Origin of the sequence: Ensifer adhaerens (genome assembly GCF_013283195.1) — a bacterium.
GTDB lineage: Bacteria > Pseudomonadota > Alphaproteobacteria > Rhizobiales > Rhizobiaceae > Ensifer > Ensifer adhaerens_G.
Window position 1 is genome coordinate 3,277,746 of sequence record NZ_JABEKT010000001.1, and the last position, 16,758, is coordinate 3,294,503.

The 16,758-nt window shown below is 58.0% G+C and carries 19 protein-coding genes; 12 read left to right on the top strand and 7 right to left on the bottom strand.

Annotated elements, in window-relative coordinates:
- Positions 1–112 precede the first annotated feature (112 nt).
- Positions 113–442, bottom strand: coding sequence for a hypothetical protein (locus LPJGGPFB_RS15625; protein WP_173418169.1), 330 nt, complete (start codon positions 440–442; stop codon positions 113–115).
- Between the two features lie 1,155 nt (positions 443–1,597).
- Positions 1,598–1,924, bottom strand: coding sequence for an ATPase inhibitor subunit zeta (locus LPJGGPFB_RS15630; RefSeq protein ID WP_173420739.1), 327 nt, complete (start codon positions 1,922–1,924; stop codon positions 1,598–1,600).
- A 405-nt stretch (positions 1,925–2,329) separates the two neighbouring features.
- Here LPJGGPFB_RS15630 and LPJGGPFB_RS15635 point away from each other — a divergent pair, with 405 nt between their 5' ends.
- Complete coding sequence (locus tag LPJGGPFB_RS15635; RefSeq protein WP_173420740.1) at positions 2,330–3,676, top strand: tyrosine-type recombinase/integrase; 1,347 nt, start codon at positions 2,330–2,332, stop codon at positions 3,674–3,676.
- Between the two features lie 4 nt (positions 3,677–3,680).
- On the opposite strand, the gene LPJGGPFB_RS15640 is transcribed toward LPJGGPFB_RS15635, so the two are convergent.
- The gene (locus tag LPJGGPFB_RS15640; protein WP_173420741.1) at positions 3,681–3,962 is read right to left on the bottom strand and encodes an Arc family DNA-binding protein; all 282 of its coding nucleotides are present in this window, start codon (positions 3,960–3,962) and stop codon (positions 3,681–3,683) included.
- Between the two features lie 102 nt (positions 3,963–4,064).
- Between LPJGGPFB_RS15640 and LPJGGPFB_RS15645 the strand changes: the two genes are divergently transcribed.
- From LPJGGPFB_RS15645 to LPJGGPFB_RS15675, 7 genes are all read left to right on the top strand, one after another.
- Positions 4,065–4,235: an Arc family DNA-binding protein gene (locus LPJGGPFB_RS15645; RefSeq protein ID WP_173420742.1), complete on the top strand. Its 171-nt coding sequence runs from the start codon at positions 4,065–4,067 to the stop codon at positions 4,233–4,235.
- Positions 4,232–4,426: a helix-turn-helix transcriptional regulator gene (locus tag LPJGGPFB_RS15650; RefSeq protein ID WP_173420743.1), complete on the top strand. Its 195-nt coding sequence runs from the start codon at positions 4,232–4,234 to the stop codon at positions 4,424–4,426. The genes LPJGGPFB_RS15645 and LPJGGPFB_RS15650 overlap by 4 nt, the downstream gene beginning before the upstream one ends.
- A gap of 453 nt (positions 4,427–4,879) precedes the next feature.
- Positions 4,880–5,302, top strand: coding sequence for a helix-turn-helix domain-containing protein (locus LPJGGPFB_RS15655; RefSeq protein ID WP_173420744.1), 423 nt, complete (start codon positions 4,880–4,882; stop codon positions 5,300–5,302).
- Positions 5,303–5,759: 457 nt separating this feature from the next.
- Positions 5,760–5,960, top strand: a complete 201-nt coding sequence (locus tag LPJGGPFB_RS15660; RefSeq protein ID WP_173420745.1) for a hypothetical protein — start codon at positions 5,760–5,762, stop codon at positions 5,958–5,960.
- A gap of 5 nt (positions 5,961–5,965) precedes the next feature.
- Entirely contained in the window at positions 5,966–6,142 is a 177-nt protein-coding gene (locus LPJGGPFB_RS15665) for a hypothetical protein (RefSeq protein WP_173420746.1), read from the top strand.
- A gap of 191 nt (positions 6,143–6,333) precedes the next feature.
- A complete protein-coding gene (locus LPJGGPFB_RS15670; protein WP_173420747.1) occupies positions 6,334–6,906 on the top strand; it encodes a hypothetical protein in 573 nt (190 codons plus the stop codon).
- 12 nt (positions 6,907–6,918) lie between these two features.
- Positions 6,919–9,330: a hypothetical protein gene (locus tag LPJGGPFB_RS15675; protein WP_173420748.1), complete on the top strand. Its 2,412-nt coding sequence runs from the start codon at positions 6,919–6,921 to the stop codon at positions 9,328–9,330.
- Between the two features lies 1 nt (position 9,331).
- Here LPJGGPFB_RS15675 and LPJGGPFB_RS15680 read toward each other — a convergent pair whose 3' ends face one another.
- A complete protein-coding gene (locus tag LPJGGPFB_RS15680) occupies positions 9,332–10,630 on the bottom strand; it encodes a hypothetical protein (protein ID WP_173420749.1) in 1,299 nt (432 codons plus the stop codon).
- 123 nt (positions 10,631–10,753) lie between these two features.
- Here LPJGGPFB_RS15680 and LPJGGPFB_RS15685 point away from each other — a divergent pair, with 123 nt between their 5' ends.
- The 4 genes from LPJGGPFB_RS15685 (at position 10,754) to LPJGGPFB_RS15700 (ending at position 15,037) form a co-directional block, all read left to right on the top strand.
- Entirely contained in the window at positions 10,754–13,192 is a 2,439-nt protein-coding gene (locus LPJGGPFB_RS15685; protein ID WP_173420750.1) for a right-handed parallel beta-helix repeat-containing protein, read from the top strand.
- A gap of 379 nt (positions 13,193–13,571) precedes the next feature.
- Positions 13,572–14,216 (top strand): hypothetical protein, encoded by a 645-nt coding sequence (locus tag LPJGGPFB_RS15690; RefSeq protein WP_173420751.1) that lies wholly within the window; start codon positions 13,572–13,574, stop codon positions 14,214–14,216.
- 11 nt (positions 14,217–14,227) lie between these two features.
- Positions 14,228–14,737, top strand: coding sequence for a helix-turn-helix transcriptional regulator (locus LPJGGPFB_RS15695; protein ID WP_173420752.1), 510 nt, complete (start codon positions 14,228–14,230; stop codon positions 14,735–14,737).
- 33 nt (positions 14,738–14,770) lie between these two features.
- Positions 14,771–15,037, top strand: a complete 267-nt coding sequence (locus LPJGGPFB_RS15700) for a winged helix-turn-helix domain-containing protein (protein WP_234902822.1) — start codon at positions 14,771–14,773, stop codon at positions 15,035–15,037.
- An 11-nt stretch (positions 15,038–15,048) separates the two neighbouring features.
- Here LPJGGPFB_RS15700 and LPJGGPFB_RS15705 read toward each other — a convergent pair whose 3' ends face one another.
- Genes LPJGGPFB_RS15705 through LPJGGPFB_RS15715 form a run of 3 tightly spaced genes read right to left on the bottom strand, consistent with a single transcriptional unit; the run spans position 15,049 to position 16,710 of the window.
- Positions 15,049–15,777, bottom strand: a complete 729-nt coding sequence (locus LPJGGPFB_RS15705; protein ID WP_173420753.1) for a hypothetical protein — start codon at positions 15,775–15,777, stop codon at positions 15,049–15,051.
- Between the two features lie 44 nt (positions 15,778–15,821).
- Positions 15,822–16,160 (bottom strand): hypothetical protein, encoded by a 339-nt coding sequence (locus LPJGGPFB_RS15710; protein ID WP_173420754.1) that lies wholly within the window; start codon positions 16,158–16,160, stop codon positions 15,822–15,824.
- 58 nt (positions 16,161–16,218) lie between these two features.
- Positions 16,219–16,710: a hypothetical protein gene (locus LPJGGPFB_RS15715; RefSeq protein ID WP_173420755.1), complete on the bottom strand. Its 492-nt coding sequence runs from the start codon at positions 16,708–16,710 to the stop codon at positions 16,219–16,221.
- Between the last annotated feature and the right edge of the window lie 48 nt (positions 16,711–16,758).

Genomic DNA, 16,758 nt, shown 5'->3' on the forward strand with positions numbered 1-16,758 from the left:
ATGACTGCAAGGAACTGGAGTATTTCGCCGCTCAAAACCCCAAGCGGAAACACTCTAACGACACTATATGAAGACGAACCAATTCAAGCGCATCACCCAAATGGGAACGGCTTTACAGCGAACTTCTGAGGAAGCAGCGCGACGTATGGCCGAAGCCACTCGGCGAGCAGATGTAGGGCGCACGGCCGAGATAGGAGGTGACCCGCTTGCTTGCCGGCAGCGGCTCGACGATATCGTCATCCTGCGCAACCCTGATCAACTTACCCGCTTTCGGGGCGATACCCGGCACGCCCGTCACGGCCTTCGGGCCGGCAGACGCAAACAGGGGGCTTTCCGCCATGCCCGCCGACGAACAGCCGGATGAGACAAGCAGAAGACCGAGAAACGAGGCAGGTACGAGATACTTGAAACCTGAAACGGTGGTGCGGCGGAGACCGCCCAAGACGGTTAGGCTTCGCATAAGCATCCTTTCGAACGAGCGGCCATCGCCGCCTGGCAATTTCCCTAGCGGGAATCGACCGTGAAGTTCAACCCTCACTTCTTATTATTGACAGCTAAAATTAAGAGTTTCTTTCTGAGCGCCGGCTTTTCGAACGCGAGGCCGCTGCCAGACCGCAGCCGCCCGCACCGGTCCCGACCCTGCCGACCGCGCTCCAGCGGCGTCGAGACCCGCAACCACAACAAAGAGCCGCCACGAAATCATGAGGTTAGACAACCGATCCGCACGCACCAAAGACAAGGGGATAGCGCTATCGGCCGCACTCCCCGCCTCTCATGGTGCAGACCGAGGCATCCGCCATCGAAGCCGTGCGCGCCGACGCCCTGTCAAGCCGGAACAAACGTTCTCCTGCGGGATGCTCGATGCAGGCAAGGGACGGCACGCGCACCCGCTCCGACCAAAGTCCCCCTCATTTCTGGCCACCCGCCGTTTACACAGTGTTGACCTCTGTGACGCACCTTGGCTTCCAGGCGCAACATGTTTGAGCGTATGCGCCCACTCCAAAACTGCCCGCTTCTGGCGGGCATTTTTTTGGCGGCCAAGAAGCCGGCTGTCGTACAATGGTGTGCCCACCCAACCCCAAATCGGTGGGCTCAGGTGAAAAGCTACATAGCTCTAAGCAGATTGATCAGGCCACGGTCGTATTGCGGTCGTCGTCAGGCTCTCGAGTCCAGTTCTCCGCATCAGCGACCAATGACGCCGAGGACGATGCGAGTTCACCGCAACATGCCGACGGTCTAACCCAACCCGTCAACGCACCTATTACCAATTGAGATCATTATATTTTGGTGGCCCGGAGGAATTCTGAAAATCTCGTCAATTCAGGTATTTAGAAAAATTTGGCGCAAAAGTCCTGTGCCTGAAGTCGGGCTTTTTATGGAGAATGTCCGACGCGCGGCGATCCTTGCGGCTAATTGTGCCAGGCATCTTGATGGATCAACAAATCACCGCGCGGGCCAGAGAAAGCTCTGGTCCCGGTATCGGCTACTCCTGCGTCCAGCTTGGAACGCCGCCGCATTTTGCGCTATCGCCTGTTCACGTGGCGCATTGGCCGGCTGAAACTTCGCTTGTCGACGTGGGGCCTTGGTGTGCTTCCGTTCACGATCCTTTCATGAGGTTACGCGCAATGTGCAGCAGCGCTGAATCGCTGCAGTCTGACCCCTTTGTTGGTTTTCCCGCCTCCAGCCAGCAGACGGTCATGACCGCCAGAATGTCCTCATCGGATTGGGTCACTCCTGCCGCATCAAAGTCTCTTCGAATTATCGCAAGAATGTTACTGCGTTCGACGTCCAGCGCCGCCATCGCAAGATCATCCGAGTAGGTCTTGGCATTCTCGCCGGCAAGGGCCAGTTTCTCCGCTGCCCAGAAACCGACCAGCTTGTTGCGACGTACTATTCGCATCATGTCCGCGCCCAGACCAGCCATCGCAATTCTCCATTGATGCCTGATCGGACATCGTAGCAGAAACGACGAGGAAAGGGGTTGGGATTATCCGACGTTGGAGGAACACATCTTGCGCCATATCGCGTAGCAACAAAATCGCTGGAAAGTGTCCCTCGCCGGCGTGCATATCAAATGTGGGACACACGTAGCCAGAAAACTTAGCAAATTTAATACTCAGAGGGGATTGGTGGGCCCGGAGGGACTCGAACCCCCAACCAAGCGGTTATGAGCCGCTTGGTACCCTGTTACATCAGTAAACATCCGGTATCGACATGTAACGTAAATGGCGAATTCCATTGACGTTTTTCCGCATTCATGTTTCACCGTGTTTCATCCAGTAACATAGATGCCCCTGACTTTTGTTGCCCCATGTTGCCCGAGGCTTGAATGAGACATCCTCCGAAAAAGCTAACTGAACTCGGTATTGCCGCCCTGAAGGCGGCCAAAGCGGGAGACCGCGACGAGTATCCGGACGCAATTCTCCGCGGCTTGGCGCTGCGGGTGACTGACAAGGGGAAGAAGACCTTCGTGCTCGTCGCCAGGTTCCCTCCGAGCAAGAACCCGACGCGCCGCGCGATCGGCGAGTATCCAGCCGTGAAGCTCGAAGGCGCACGCGAGGAGGCGCGCCGATGGCTGCACCTCATTGCGAAGGGAGTTGACCCCAAAGAGGATATCGAGCGCACCAGAGCCGAAAACGCCAGGAAGCGTGAGAACTCGTTTCTGGCAGTGGTCGAAGATTATCTGAAGGACATACCAACCCGGAAGCGCAACCGGCATGCTGAGCAAGACGAGCGAGAGATCCGCCGCGAACTCCTTGAACGAAAAGACAAGGCTGGCAAGCTCGTTTGGAGTAATCCTTGGGCGAAGAAGGCAATCGCGGACGTGACCGACGCGGATATTGCAGAACTGATAGGCGAGATACGTGATCGACCCGCACCCGGCATGGCCTACAACTCCTGGGGACACGTCAAGGCCATCTTTTCATGGGCCATGGGACCCGAGCGCCGGCAGGGTTATGGGCTAACGATCAATCCCACCTTGAATCTGCAGCCCAAACACTTCAAGCTCTCCAAGACTATCAGAACCCGCGTCCTAACAGATGACGAAATTCGCGCATACTGGGCCGCGGCCGATGCGACACCCTATCCTCTCGGCCCGTTCTTCAAGCTGCTTATGCTGACGGGACAACGCAAAAACGAGGTGGCCGGCGCCCGATGGCCTGAGATCTCGCATAATCGCGGCTTGTGGACGGTTCCGCCGGAGCGCTTCAAATCCGGGGACGATAATCTCTCGCACATCTTGCCGTTGTCTGAGGACGCGATAGCCCTTCTCAACGCACTGGATCGGTTCGATGGTGAAGCATCCGGTGATTGCCTATTCAGCACCACCGACGGGAAAAAACCCATTAACGGTTTCAGCCGGGCAAAATCGGCTCTCGACGAAGAGATGTTGAAGGCACTCAGAGCAGCAGATCCGGAGGCAAGTTTGCCGGACTGGGTTCTCCACGATGTGCGCCGGACCGTGCGAACACGCCTATCCGGTCTGCGCGTCAACTCGGAGGTCGCAGAAATGGTCATTGGCCACGGGAAAAAGGGGCTTCAGCGCGTCTACGATCAGCACACGTTCGAGCCGGAGATGCGCGAGGCTCTGGATCGGTGGGCGGCCGAGTTGAAGCGTATCGTCTCGCCGAGCGATCCTGCAGGCAACGTGGTGGAATTCGCGAGGCCGGCTTAGGGCCTCAATCGTTAGCCTCGGGAAGCGGATCGAGGCCTAGTCGCTCGTTCAATCTGTCCAGGCGCTTCATCAGTTCGTCGGCCTGGCTCCTACTCATACCAACCTCGACCACGCCATCTTCGCGCTTGTAGCTCAGGAAGCTCGCCTCCAGGCGGGCCACTATCTCCGCGTTCATGCTGCGGTTGTTTTCCCTTGCAGAGTCCTTCAGCCGCTCTCGCATGCCGTCGGGGAGCCGGAGGAGATATTTGTCCGCTTGTTCGCTCGGATAAGATGATCTGTCTGCCATCACTGCTCCATATCAACTCGCAATATTTTTGCAAGTTACATTGACGCTATATCAAGTTGATATGTAGTTAAGGATATCGAGTTGATATGGAGTGATTCGCAGATGCCAGCCGAGAACATCACGCCGTTTGGCTTGCGCATGCCCGCGGAGGTTCGGGCATGGGTTGAAGCCGAGGCACAACAGAACTTGCGTTCCATGAACGCCGAGATTCTGCTTGCCCTGAAAGAGAAAATGGGCAGAAACCCGCCAAAGGCGGCAGGAGGTGGAAAATGAACCTTCTTTCGCTCGCCGATCTCCACGCCAAGGGAATTAAGTTTTCCCGGACGCACATTTACCGTCTGATCAAGGCCGGCGACTTCCCGAAGCCCATTAAAGTCGGCCGTCAACGATCGGCTTGGATCGAAGTGGAAATCGAAAAGTTCATCCAAAGCCGGGTCGACGAGCGCGATCGAGGTGCAGCATGACCGGCACCGATCACGAGCACAGCGAAACGGTCACCATCGCGGCCCAGTGGCTAGCCGATCAGCGTGACCCTCCTCACCCCATCGTTCCAGAACTTCGCTCACGCTTCGGCCTATCAGCCCTTGAGTGCTGCGAGGCCATCAGCAGGGCGCGACAGATGACGATCTGCCGAAAGGCCTTCGGATGACGTCGCGAGATTTTGCCAAGAGCCGAATGCGGCAGAGGATAGCCCGCAAGGGCGCAGAAGCAATCACCGGCGGCCGGGTCGATCTTGGCCCGCCTGCCCCGCGGCAATCGAAGGCTCAACTCCGGGCGGAGGCGGCCGCCGCGCTTTCTGCGGCGGCATTCATAACCAAGATCATCACCTGCGCCTGTGGTCATCAAGGCAGGGTAAAGGTCTCGTCTAGACGACTATCCTGCTCTTTCGTCTGCAGCAAATGCGGGAAGCGTACAAGATGAGCAAACAGGACAAACGCGGCCGATCCAGTGGCGGCGAGCGCCATGTCCGCCTACCGGAGTGGCTGCTTGCGTCTGCCGCCTGGCGATCACTCAGCGTCTATTCAAAGCTGCTCTACATCGAAATCAAGCGCCGGTACAACGGCAACAACAATGGCGACATTTCACTAAGTCATCGCGAGGCCCAAGATCTTATGGGCTGTAGCAACAAACCAATTCCGGCTGCGTTTAAAGAGCTTGAGGTCAAAGGCTTCATTAAGGCCGCCGAGCGCGGATCGTTCCACTGGAAAACCCGCCGGGATGGCCAAGGGGGACGTCGAGCAACAACATGGATCCTGACGGAATATCCTCAGGACTCGCCCATCCGATCGCTCATTCCAACAAAGGATTTCATGGCGTGGCGGCCGGATCAGAAAAAATAACGGCCCGCCACGAGCGTACCAATGGTACGCCTAAAGCGCATCATTCACGGCTTCATGGCACGCCCAGAGCGTACCCATGGACCGCTTAAAGCGTACCATTGCTGAGGCATCTACAAGGGTGATGGTACGCGCAAAGCGGGCACTATTAATATACCATATCCCTCCTCATTTCCCCCGACGGGCAACCAGCAGGAGGTGTCTCGATCGCGCGGGAGACGCCCGGCAGGATTTTCGGCTGCTTCCCCCTGCCCTCTCAGGAGCCCCCCGCCTTGAGCAAGCGGTTTATATCCGCATGCCTAAATCAAGGAATTTCGCGCAAATTCAAAGAGTTGCGCTCTGATGGTGACCAGCACCGTGTGCGGAGGGCAACGGCGGGGCAACATCGAGGTGTGCTTTGCAGCTCCGTTTTTCGCGATTTACACCTGAAGGCGTCACAGGAGCTTCCGGAGAAACCGCCATGAACCACGATGAAAACATCCGTAATTTCCAAGGCCGCACGCAGATCCTGATTTATCGCGTGAACGGTGAACAGTCCTGGCAGGACGCTTTCGACGCTCGCCGCGTCGTGCGCGATCACCCGCACGAATGGGCTCTCAAGCCGTTTAGCGCCGCCGACCAGAAGGCTGCGCTGAAACATATGCCGGTGCTTGGAGCCTGACGACGATGAACCGCCCGGTCACGATCTATCACATCAGCGGCGAAACCGCGGAGATGACCTATTCCATCGACGCCCGCAGTGCCGTGGAACGCCATCCCAACGAATGGTCATTCGAACCCTTCAGCGAAGAGCAGGTTCGCGCGCACAAAGTCGCGAACAAGGCCATGTCAGCATCGGCTTAGCATCGCAGCGCCTAGCGAGGTGCGCGCGTTGCTGAAGTCAGGCCCCACCCCCTTTGTTCTGGTCAAAAGGCCGTCAGAGGGGGTGGGGGCAAAAATTGGGCTCGATGTTTCCAGTCGACCCTCACACACGCCATCTGCACCCCGAAAACTCGCGCAGCATGATTTTTTCACCCCCCTGAGGATTTCCCTCGATGGCCGTCCGGCATGACAATAGCCCAATAGCCTTGCAACGAGCGCTGAAGCGTGAGGCAATGAAGCCCGGTCGAGACAAAAACGTCGGGCGGGGAAGCGGGCTTACGCCGCGGGTTCGGAAAGCCGTCGAGCTCATGGTTTTTGGCAAGGAAGAGGACCGCCGAGCGAACGTGGCGATCGATGATGCGGCCTCCGCCGTCGGTTTGTCGGCCCGGACGCTGCGCGAGGCCCTGCTGAAACCGGCGGTGATGAGATTTCATCAAGAGATGTATGCCGCGCTGCGCTCGGGCGAAAAGCCCGCGAGCGTTCGTGTGATGGCCGCTATCCGGGACGATCAGAGCCTTCGACGCACTGCGGCGGGACAAAAGGTCCAACTCGATGCCGCGAAAGCGCTGGCGTATGAGCCAGTCGGCCATCAGGTGCAGATCAACACGCAGGTCAATTTGAACGGACAGTACGTGACGCCGGGCTATGTGATCGATCTTTCGGAAAGCGATGAACGCGAAACGACTATCGACCATTCACTGATCGATGTAACGGAAGCGGGCGGAACTGAGCTTCTCAATCCCTGAAAGGATTCGGAAATGGCCCTTGTCGCGAAATGCCTTGCTCGCCTCGTTGAATCGAAGCGGATCACCCAGAAGCAAGCCGACGACGCCCTCGCCCTGCATGAGGGGCTGCAGGGGCGTTTGTATCCCGCGATGGGCCCAGCGTCGGCGGAAGCTGCCAGCGCGCTCGAGGCGGCGCGTGTGATGGCGCAGGCGGCACAGGAACGCAAGCTGATGGCGGCAAAGCAGGCCATCGCCTATTCCACCGCACTGAACCGCATGGAAAAGCATCCCGACGGAAAGACCGTCGGACTTCAGAGCATGCTCGTCCGTGACAACATGGAGGGTGGCGCGGCGATGGGGAACGCCATCCACATCGACGGCCATAGCGAGAACGTGACGAAGCGCCTCCTCGGCATGATGGACGGGGCGATGAAGCCCTATACCTCGCGCCTCGCCGGCCTCAGCCAGGACACCGAATCCATCTGGAATATCGTGCGCGAACTGTTCGGCAAGGATACCGGCGACGACGCGGCCAAGGCTGCAACGGCGGGCTGGCAAAAGGCGACGCAATATGCCGTCGACCGCGTGAAGCGGGCCGGCAAGCCGCTGTCCGTGCTCGAGGACTGGCGCCTTCCGCAGAATTGGGACAGCTCGCGGGTCAAGAAATTCAGCCAGGCGCAGTTCGTCGACGATCTCATGACCGAATACGAGGCGGGAAACCTGCGCGTCATGGACAAGCAGGGCCAAGGCGATGCGCCGAAGGGCGCGGTCTCCGGCATCATCGCGAACGCCTACAAGGACATCACGCTCGGCAAGGCGAACAGTGGCGCCGGCGGCTTTTCCAATCAGCTCCGCGTGTTCCGGTTCCAAGACCCGGAATCCTATATCCGGCTGATGAAGAAATACGGGATCGGCGACGGCGGGCTCTACAACACGATGATGGGCCATCTCGGCGGCATGGGCCGTGAGATCGCGACCACTGAAATCCTCGGCCCCAACTACGAGGACAATTTCAAGCGCCTGCTCGACGCGGCGATCTCCGACGACGCGACAAGGAACACCTCGGTCGGATCGAAGCTGAAGCGCTCGATCTCGATGAACAGCCCGGCGGCGGTGCAGCGCACCTATGATGCGGTGACCGGCAAGCTCGGCGTGGCTCAAAGCGACCTGATCGCCGGCATCGGCGGCGGCATGCGCAACCTGCAGACGGCGGCCCGGCTCGGCTCGGCGACGATCGCCGCCCTCCCCGGTGACAGCTTCACCGCGTCCCTCGCCGCAAACTACAACGGCATTCCTGCCACCGCCGTCCTGAGCCGCCTCGTAAAGGATCTGAAAAATAGCGAAGGCGCCGAAGAGTTGGCCCGCCAGATCAACCTAACCGCCGCATCTGTCATGGATCATGCCATCGGCTCGAAGCGATTTGCCGATGAGGTGGTCGGACAAGGGCTAACTGGCCGTGTCGCCGATACCGCGATGCGCTTGTCTGGTATCAACGTTTGGACTGAAGGGCTCAAGCGCGCCTGGGCGATGGAGTTTAACGGGCTCATCGCGCGTGAGGCGGACAAGACATTCAATAAGCTCGATCCTGCCTTCCGCAATTTTCTCGATCGATACGGCTTCACGCCGGAACAATGGGACAAGCTGCGCGCGACACCGCAACTCGAAGCGGATGGCGCCCGGTTCTTCGATGTGAACGGCGTTGAGGATCAGCAGCTTGCGGACCGGCTGCAGTCGGCCATGCTCGACGAGCGCCGTTTCGCCGTGATCGAACCGGATGCTCGTATCCGCGGCGCAATGTCTGCCGGATTGCAGCGCGGGACCTTCATGGGGGAAATCGTTCGTTCCGCGACACAGTTCAAATCCTTCCCCCTCACCTTCATGATGACGCACATGATGCGCTCGGCCATTCAGGATGGGAATTGGGGCAAGGTTGCTGCCGGCACGAAACTATTCACGCTGATGACAATCGCAGGAGCTGTAACTTCGCAGATGCAGTCAGTAATCTCGGGAAAAGATCCGCAAGACATGAGCGATCCGAGGTTTTGGGTCCAAGCCGCCATCCGTGGTGGGGGCCTCGGTATGCTGGGAGACCTGATTTACTCGTCTACAACGCGGGGCGGCGATGGCATCACCGAGTATGCGCTTGGCCCCGGCCCGGGTGCTGTCATCTCCGGTACTGGCGACCTCCTGCAGTCGCTGGCCGGCAACAAGGACATGACAGGCAAGATGCTGGCGCAGCATATCAAGGCATGGACGCCCGGATCGTCGCTGTGGTTCTCGAAGATCGCGACGGACCGCATCATGTTCGACCAGCTGCAATCGATGATTGATCCGAACTATCGGGAGTCTTTCGCGCGGTATGAGCGGCGCATGAAGAAGGATTTCGGGCAAGGTTTCTGGTGGCGCCCCGGCAATCCTCTGCCGACGCGCGGCCCCGGGGTCTAGGCTACTTGCCCGTCGCCTTTCCAAGGATCTCTGTAAAGTTTGGAGGCTCCACATTTTCGGCACCATGTCCCGGTGCCGGCCTAAACAGTGCATTTAGAACCAAACCCCGCTCCTCCGGAGAAGCCTTATCCTGCTCAATGAGAAAGGTGTACACGTCCATCATCGTTTGGCGCTGACGTGCATCGTCCATCAGCATCATGGAGCGAGAGTTATAACGAACAACGAGTTTTACGCCCCAAAGATAAATAGCGACCGGAATTGTTATAACAGCAAGTCTTGCAACTGCGTTTGCCGTCAATTGAGCAGGACTGCCGCTAGCAACATCCAATCCCGCGGTCGCCGCGTCGCCGATTTCGCGAAGAGTTTGGATTAAGGACTGGAGGTGGCTGAATGCGTACCAGATTGGTCCAACCAGAAGCGTCGCGATTGCCAGCGCTGACAACCAAAAGGCAATGGCGCTAAAAAACGCTCGATTCCTCCAGAGTTTCTTGGTGGTGTAAATGCCCAACTCTTGGCGGATGGCGTCAGCCTGTAAACGGACGTTTTCATCGGTGAGAGCGATGCGAGTCTCGTTCGCTGACACCCGTTTGAATGTCTCTTCTGTCACCTGGCGAACTGCGGTTGCGTCGCTTTCAAGCTTTTGGACCGCAGCATGCCAAAGCGTAAGGTCACCCTCGAGCTTTTGTCTGAGCGCGGCGTCCTGCTGCTGTAAAGCGGTGCTTTTTTCGAGTGCAGTCTGCAGTTGTTGTTGTGCGGTGGTCACCAAGTCCTGGACCCGGTGGTTCATCTCGACGACAGCAGTATCCATACTGAACGGCAATCGCGGGTCCGACTCTTCGATTGCTTTCCAAGCCGCATAGCTGGCGCACTCTATAATGATGGTGGACGAAAGATTGGAGGTTTCAAATTCCAAGCCGTAAGACGGTTGTATGGATGTCTCCACACAGATTGCGCAAAAAATCGCGATGCCGACGATCAAACCATCGGCTTCCGATCTTGCCAAGAACCCTTGGGATATTTCAGCGATGCGATCCTCAACGGGATCGGTGAACAAAATAATGGATCTTTTGTGAAGTTTCTGCTCCGGTCTCTCGCGATGGAGCTTGGTCTGGAGCTCGCTGAAAAGAGAGACTAGTCCGACTGTCGGATGAGCGTTGGCTACCAAACTACGGCCAAAGTCGATCAACCGATCAAAGGCTGCTGAGGTTAATGCTTCCGAATGTCCTCGCCCTCCGATTTTCACCATATTCAGTGACTCTCTGAATGGCTGACGCACAAGCTCGTACAACTGGTTGTCCAAGACCACCTCCCGCTCCGACGGCCCTAGATAGCTCACCAAGGATTACACTCGTCTTAAGAGTGGTGCAGCGGCTTTTAACCCTGTGCTTTGCGGGGGTTTTCGGGTGCGGGCATCCTCGCGCCCATGTCTATCACCTCGCCTGATGATCGTATCTCGAACTACAGCCCTGTGGTCCCGACGACGGAATTTCCGGCGGCGTTTCCGATCTTCGACAATGCCGATCTGTCGGTCTACGTAGACGATCAGCCGCGCGAAGATTTTACGGTGTCGGCGACTTATATCCAGGGCACGTCTACCGACGCGAAGGCAGTCTTCAGCACCGGCGTAACCGGCAAGGTTCAGGTCATCGGCACCCGCGCGCCGCGCAGGTCGTCGTTGTTCAAACCTGGGGCTCCTCTCCCGATCCCCGATCAAAACCTAGCGCTGAACACCCTCGAAGCGGAAGTTCAAGAACTGAAGCGCGAAGCCGACCGATCCCATAAAGCCAACTATGGCGTTTCGGGCGAGGTCTTCGACGCCAACGACCTGGCCAACGCAGGCGAGAACGCCGCTCGGGCTGAGGCAGCAGCGCAGGAAGTCGCAGGGTACGACAAGGCGTGGACGGTGTTCCTCGATGTCATCGCCGACGGCGTGAATGACACCTATCTGCTCGCCGATGAGAACGGTCCCAAGCCTGTCTCCGTGGTCGACGGGCAGTTCTTCCTGAATGTGCACGTCGGCGGAGCGCCGCAGCCATCTCTTCCGCCAGCTGACTGGCCGAACATCCCCTACCGCATCGTCGAGGCGGGCACGAAGATCCAGTTCTCGTTCGTGCCTCTGTCAGGTCTACGTCTGTACGCCAAGGGAGCGGCCGGCCGGGCCAGCGACCCGGTCGAAGAAGTGCCTTTCAACAAGGTCTATGAGAAGCCGGAAGTCTACGTTTCCGAGCATGGCACTAACAAGGCCGCGATCGTCGCGGCAATCGCCGAAGCTGCCGCCAACAAGCGCCCGCTGCGCTTCGACGTGTTGCCCGCTGGTGGCTTTTACGACGCCGCCGATGGCAACATCAATTTGCCGTCTGGGATTGTTCTTCGGGGCTCTGTCGCTGAGATCCGGCTCAATGACACGACGCTGAACCCGATGTTCATCAGCTCAGGGAGCAATGTTCTCGTCGATGGGCTGACGCTGAAGGGTAATGCGGCAACGCAGACCAGCGCATCGTCCGGATCTGCCGGTCTTATATTTACCGGATCGACCAAGCCTCGCGTTCTCAACTGCGTCATCACCGATTTCACGCGTCACGGGATACTGTTCGAGGGCTGTGCGGACCCGACCGCCAAGGGCAACCAGATCGAACGGATGTGGCGCGGTGCAGGCATCCTTGTCGGATCGACGCTATCCTGTACCGGCTTGTCACTGATTTCCGAAAACCGGATCAAGGACGTTCGCCAGGCGCACATCCAAGGCTATGTGCCGCCGGAGCGGATCGCCGTCGTCGGTAACGATCTCGACAACAACAATTATGGCGCGGGCGATATCGGCGACGGGATCTCGGACAACATCACGTTCTATTCTCTCGACGGCGGCGTCTCGGGGATATTCGCGAACAACACCTGCAAGGGTTCCGTCAACAACGGCATACACCTCGGCAGCGACAACCTGGTGGTAATCGGCAACATCATCCTTTCACCGGTCAACGCCGGCCTGGTGATCGCGCGTAAAGAGAATGTCTTGCCGCGCACCTCGGCGATGGTCGTAGTGGAAGGCAATACCGTTGTTTTCAATGGCACGCCGACCAGCTCGAACGTCGGCATCGTCATGCGGGATGTAATCGGCGCATGTGTCACCGGCAACATCGTGAAGAATGCCTACGCTGGCATCCAGATCGCGGGCCTCGGCCAGACCCCGCTGCTCGACATGCTGACAGCAACGGGCAACACACTCATCGGCTGCACGAATTTCGGGTTCTGGTACAGGCGCAATCTGCGCAACGTGGTCGTGACCGGCAACGTCATGATCGGCAACGGCGGCTCGTCGGCTCATCGCCTCGATGTCAACAGCATCGACACGATCACAATCACCAACGGTGGATCTGGATACACCTCGGCTACGGTGGCGATCACGGGGGGGGGCGCCAGCGGCTCGGGCATTGCGACGGCCACGGCTACCGTCGTCGGTGGGGTGGTCACGGGCATCACGATCACCAGCTATGGCTTCGGTTACACCTCGGTTCCCACAGTGACCATTAGCGGCGACGGAACCGGCGCAACCGCGACTGCAACGCTTTTCGTGGTCAGTGGGTCTGATCTGCGGATCTTCGGCAATCACGAGGCCGGCTTCTCTAGCCTCGGCAATCACGTCCGAATGGTGCAAAGCAGCCTCTTTGCCCCTCAGTTGGTGTTCGAAGGCTCAACCGCCAACCTCGACGCCTGGCTGAAGCCCCAAGGCTCTGGGGTCCTTCGTCTTGGATACGCAACGGCTGCAGCCACCACGCCAGGAAACTTCACTGCCGACCGCATCCTTCAGTTCAAAGACGACGCTGGCACCGTCTACCGCATCCCCTGCCGCGCCAGCGCGTGGTGAACACTATTTAGAATGGCTGCACATGAGTGGCATCCCGCAACATCCGGACGACACCACCCTTTGCGTCACCGAATACCCCGAGATCGATGGGATGCGGTACAATGGTCATCGGTGGGTCGATGCCACGAGGCCAGATCGGCCGATGCTTCTTATCATCCCTCACAAACAGCCGGGTCGCGACATGTTCGGCGGCAGCGGAGAGCGCAAGCCTCCACGGCAGAAGCCGAAAAGAAAATCCCGGCGCCGCGGCGGCTTTTAAGGCTGAATTTGTTACAGAAAACCGCCCGGCTTACGTACACGGAATGTGTGCTTTGTGCTGTTGCAACTCCAATTGTTACTCTTTGAAACCATCCGGTGAGACCAATTGGAGACGAAAGCAATGGCTCAGACAAATCGTGAAAAGCTCGATCACCTCAAGACGCAAATTGCGGCACTTGAAGTGGAGCTCAATGCGCTGAAGAAGGAGCGCGCCGAAGCGAGGATCAGCGGCGGCAAATTCGAGAATGCTGATCGCATCAATGCGGTGAACACCGAACTCGAAGAGATCAACGAGGCAATCCCAATCGTGCAGCAACTCGTAGATGCTGACGACGCACGAGACCAGGCGCTCGCCCAAGCGCAATACATTGAGAGCCAGTTGGCGGCTGTCGAACAGGTCACTGGCTTGTACATCGAGCAGGTTGCCAAGCTGGAAGCGGCCACCACAGAGATGAGAGCCGCTTTCACCGCCATTCACACGCTGCTTCCGGAGGCCGGTGAATTCGTGCGATCGATGACGGGCCAGCAGAATGAACCACTCTTCGGCCGCGACAATTGCGATCGGCGCCTGTTTGCCCGCATGGCCGAGACGCTGGATAGGGAATTTTTGCCATTGGATCCCTACCGTTCTCCTCGCGTGGATTCTGATAAATGGCTGTCCTCATGGACAGAGGAAGAAGGTCGCAACATCACGGCGCTACTTGGGTCCTGCACATACCGCTTGCGAATGCGCATCGACGAGCTGCGCGCGGCCGCGGCCGCTTAGGGAGCTCGGTCATGAAGCCGGCGGAACGTCACCTGGATAGCGCACAGGTCAGGGCGCGCTTCGGCATATCGAAGCCGACACTGTACCGATGGATGAACGACCCTGAGATGGGATTCCCGAAGCCCGTCCGGATCAAGAAACGATACTACTTCCCGGAGAGCGCAATCGAGGCTTGGGAGGAAGCGCGGGGCAAGTCCCAGCACCATGAGCCCGAAACTGTTGCAGGCTGCCCCGTGGTTTCTGGGATCATCAGTAGTTATGCCGATTTCGTGGAAGCGATGACTGCGCGTCGAAACGAGCTCGGCATCTCATGCCTCGAAGTGGATATGCGCTCCGGGATGCACGATGGTTACGCCAACAAGCTCGAGAACTGGCGGAAGCCTTACGGCCGGGGCATGGGCACCGAGATCTTCCCGCTATGGCTCGGTGGATTACGGGTTGGGGTTGTTCTTGTCGATCTGCCGCGGCGGCCGTACGTGCGACGAAACGGGAAGAAGGTTGACGCAGCCGCTGCGGCTTGACCTGATACTCGCCGTCAAAACGGAGGGTTCCACATGGCCAAATCAGATGCGCTATTCGTCACCGAGGCCCAGTGCGCAGAACGCCTGGGCCTTTCCCTTGATCAGTTCAAAATGGCACTGTTGGCGGCGTCGAAGTCCGGCTTCCCCATGCCGGATCCACTATTCGCCAACCGCCGATATTGGCCGGCCGTGAAAAGCTGGTGCGATCGTCGATATGGGATCAACGGTTCATCAACACCGCCAGATGGCAACCGGATCAAAGCTCCGCCAGGTCTCGATGGCAACGAAAATTGGGATTGATCGACGCGCCCTCACTTCCCTGGCGCGTTCCGCAGTGTCTTGGCTATGCCCTGTAGCGCTTCGGCTTGTGAGCTCTCCGTCAACGCCTGCTTTTCCAATAAGCGACTAATATCGCGCAGGATTGCAGCCTCAGCCGCGCTGCTCGAGTCTACTCGCTCGGCCAGCGTTCGAGTAGACGTGGCCTGTGCCGTTCCAACATCCGATACTGCCGCCTTCAGCTCTGCTGCAGAATTATCAGGAAAGACAAATCGATCCACTCCCGCCTGGAGAAAAGGTGTCGCGATCGCAATAGCGATGGCGATTACACCGATCAAAATAGCACGTGACGCCGAGCGATCGGTTTGGATGGACGCCTTTTCAAAAGACACAAGAAAATCTGCGGCATGTGCCTGGATCGTTGTTGCAATCTGAGCCGCCTCAATCAGCACTGTTTGCATTTCTTCGAACTGCTCCTCGATCCGGCCGAGGCGTTCGTTTGTTTCGAATGCTGGATTGCGCGGCATATTCGACAGACGGGGCGCTTGTAGAGCCGGCATCACATCTCTCATTTCAGCCAGCCGCCGGTTTTGCTCATTGAACCTTTGAGACAAGTCTCCCAAATTATTGAGCCCCGAAGTCGCATCTGCTAAGCGCCTGGACATTCCTGCAAAGTCGACGCCCTCCGTGGCTTTTCGAACCTGATCCTGCATGCTTGAAAGCTGTTTTGCGAGATCTGAGGGGAGCTTTGGTTTATCGGTCATTTCTGGGCTCGTTCTTTGTCAGGCACGCTGGGGGTTTGCTAACGTTATTGGGACGCGAGCCGGTTGAAGCTCTCGATAGCCCCATTCAATTCCGAGATCGCTTCCGAATACTCGCGCTCCAAGCACTTTCCATAGCGTTCGATCTTCGCCTGATAATCCTGCATCTCCGAACGGCAGGATTGAAACTGGTATTGGTCGAACAGGGAAATCGCACTTGTTGCACAATACGGAGGTTTGGGCCGCTTGATTTCATCAGAAATCGGAAGGGTTCTGAACTCCTGACATTCGAAGTCAAATGAACGAGCGGGCTCGCTCATGCATCCGAGCGCCACACCGGCGACCGCCCCGCGGAACAGCACGGTGACAGCATTCAACTTTCTCATGCGGCCCCCAACCCCCAATTGAAATTGAGAGTTGTTGCATCCGTCGGAGAAAGTCAAGCTACCGCTGATGTTCGTCGGCGTAGCTAAGGCGCTGACGATTGCGCTCGACCAGCCACTCGAGAGGGGTGGGCACGAGCATCTGGTCCATGCGCATGTACCGCCCAAAACGATAATGCCCGGAATTATAGAATTCGCCGACAGTTTTCATTAGCTTTCGACTCTGCTCGACTGCGTCTTGGCTCAGGTAACCATTATCCCGGGTAATCAATCGCGACTGTACGTACAGCATCCAAAGATCCCTGAAGTATTCCTGAATGTCCGGGCCGAATAGAAAGGCCGCTTCGCTCTCAGCCTCCAGCAGCAGCCGATCGGCCTCGTCGGAGACCTTCCCCGTCTGGTTGATGATGCGCATGGATTGGCGGAGCTTCTCATAGATAGCAAGGCGCCTGTCGAAGAGATCAAGAACAACCTTTTGGTGGGCTGTCCGCCACTGCAAATACGCGACGACAAAAACCAAACCACTGATCATCGTTGTGGCCCAAGCGTTCATTTCGCCCCTCCTCTAGCGGCTGAGAGCAACGTATCGCGAACCCAATCG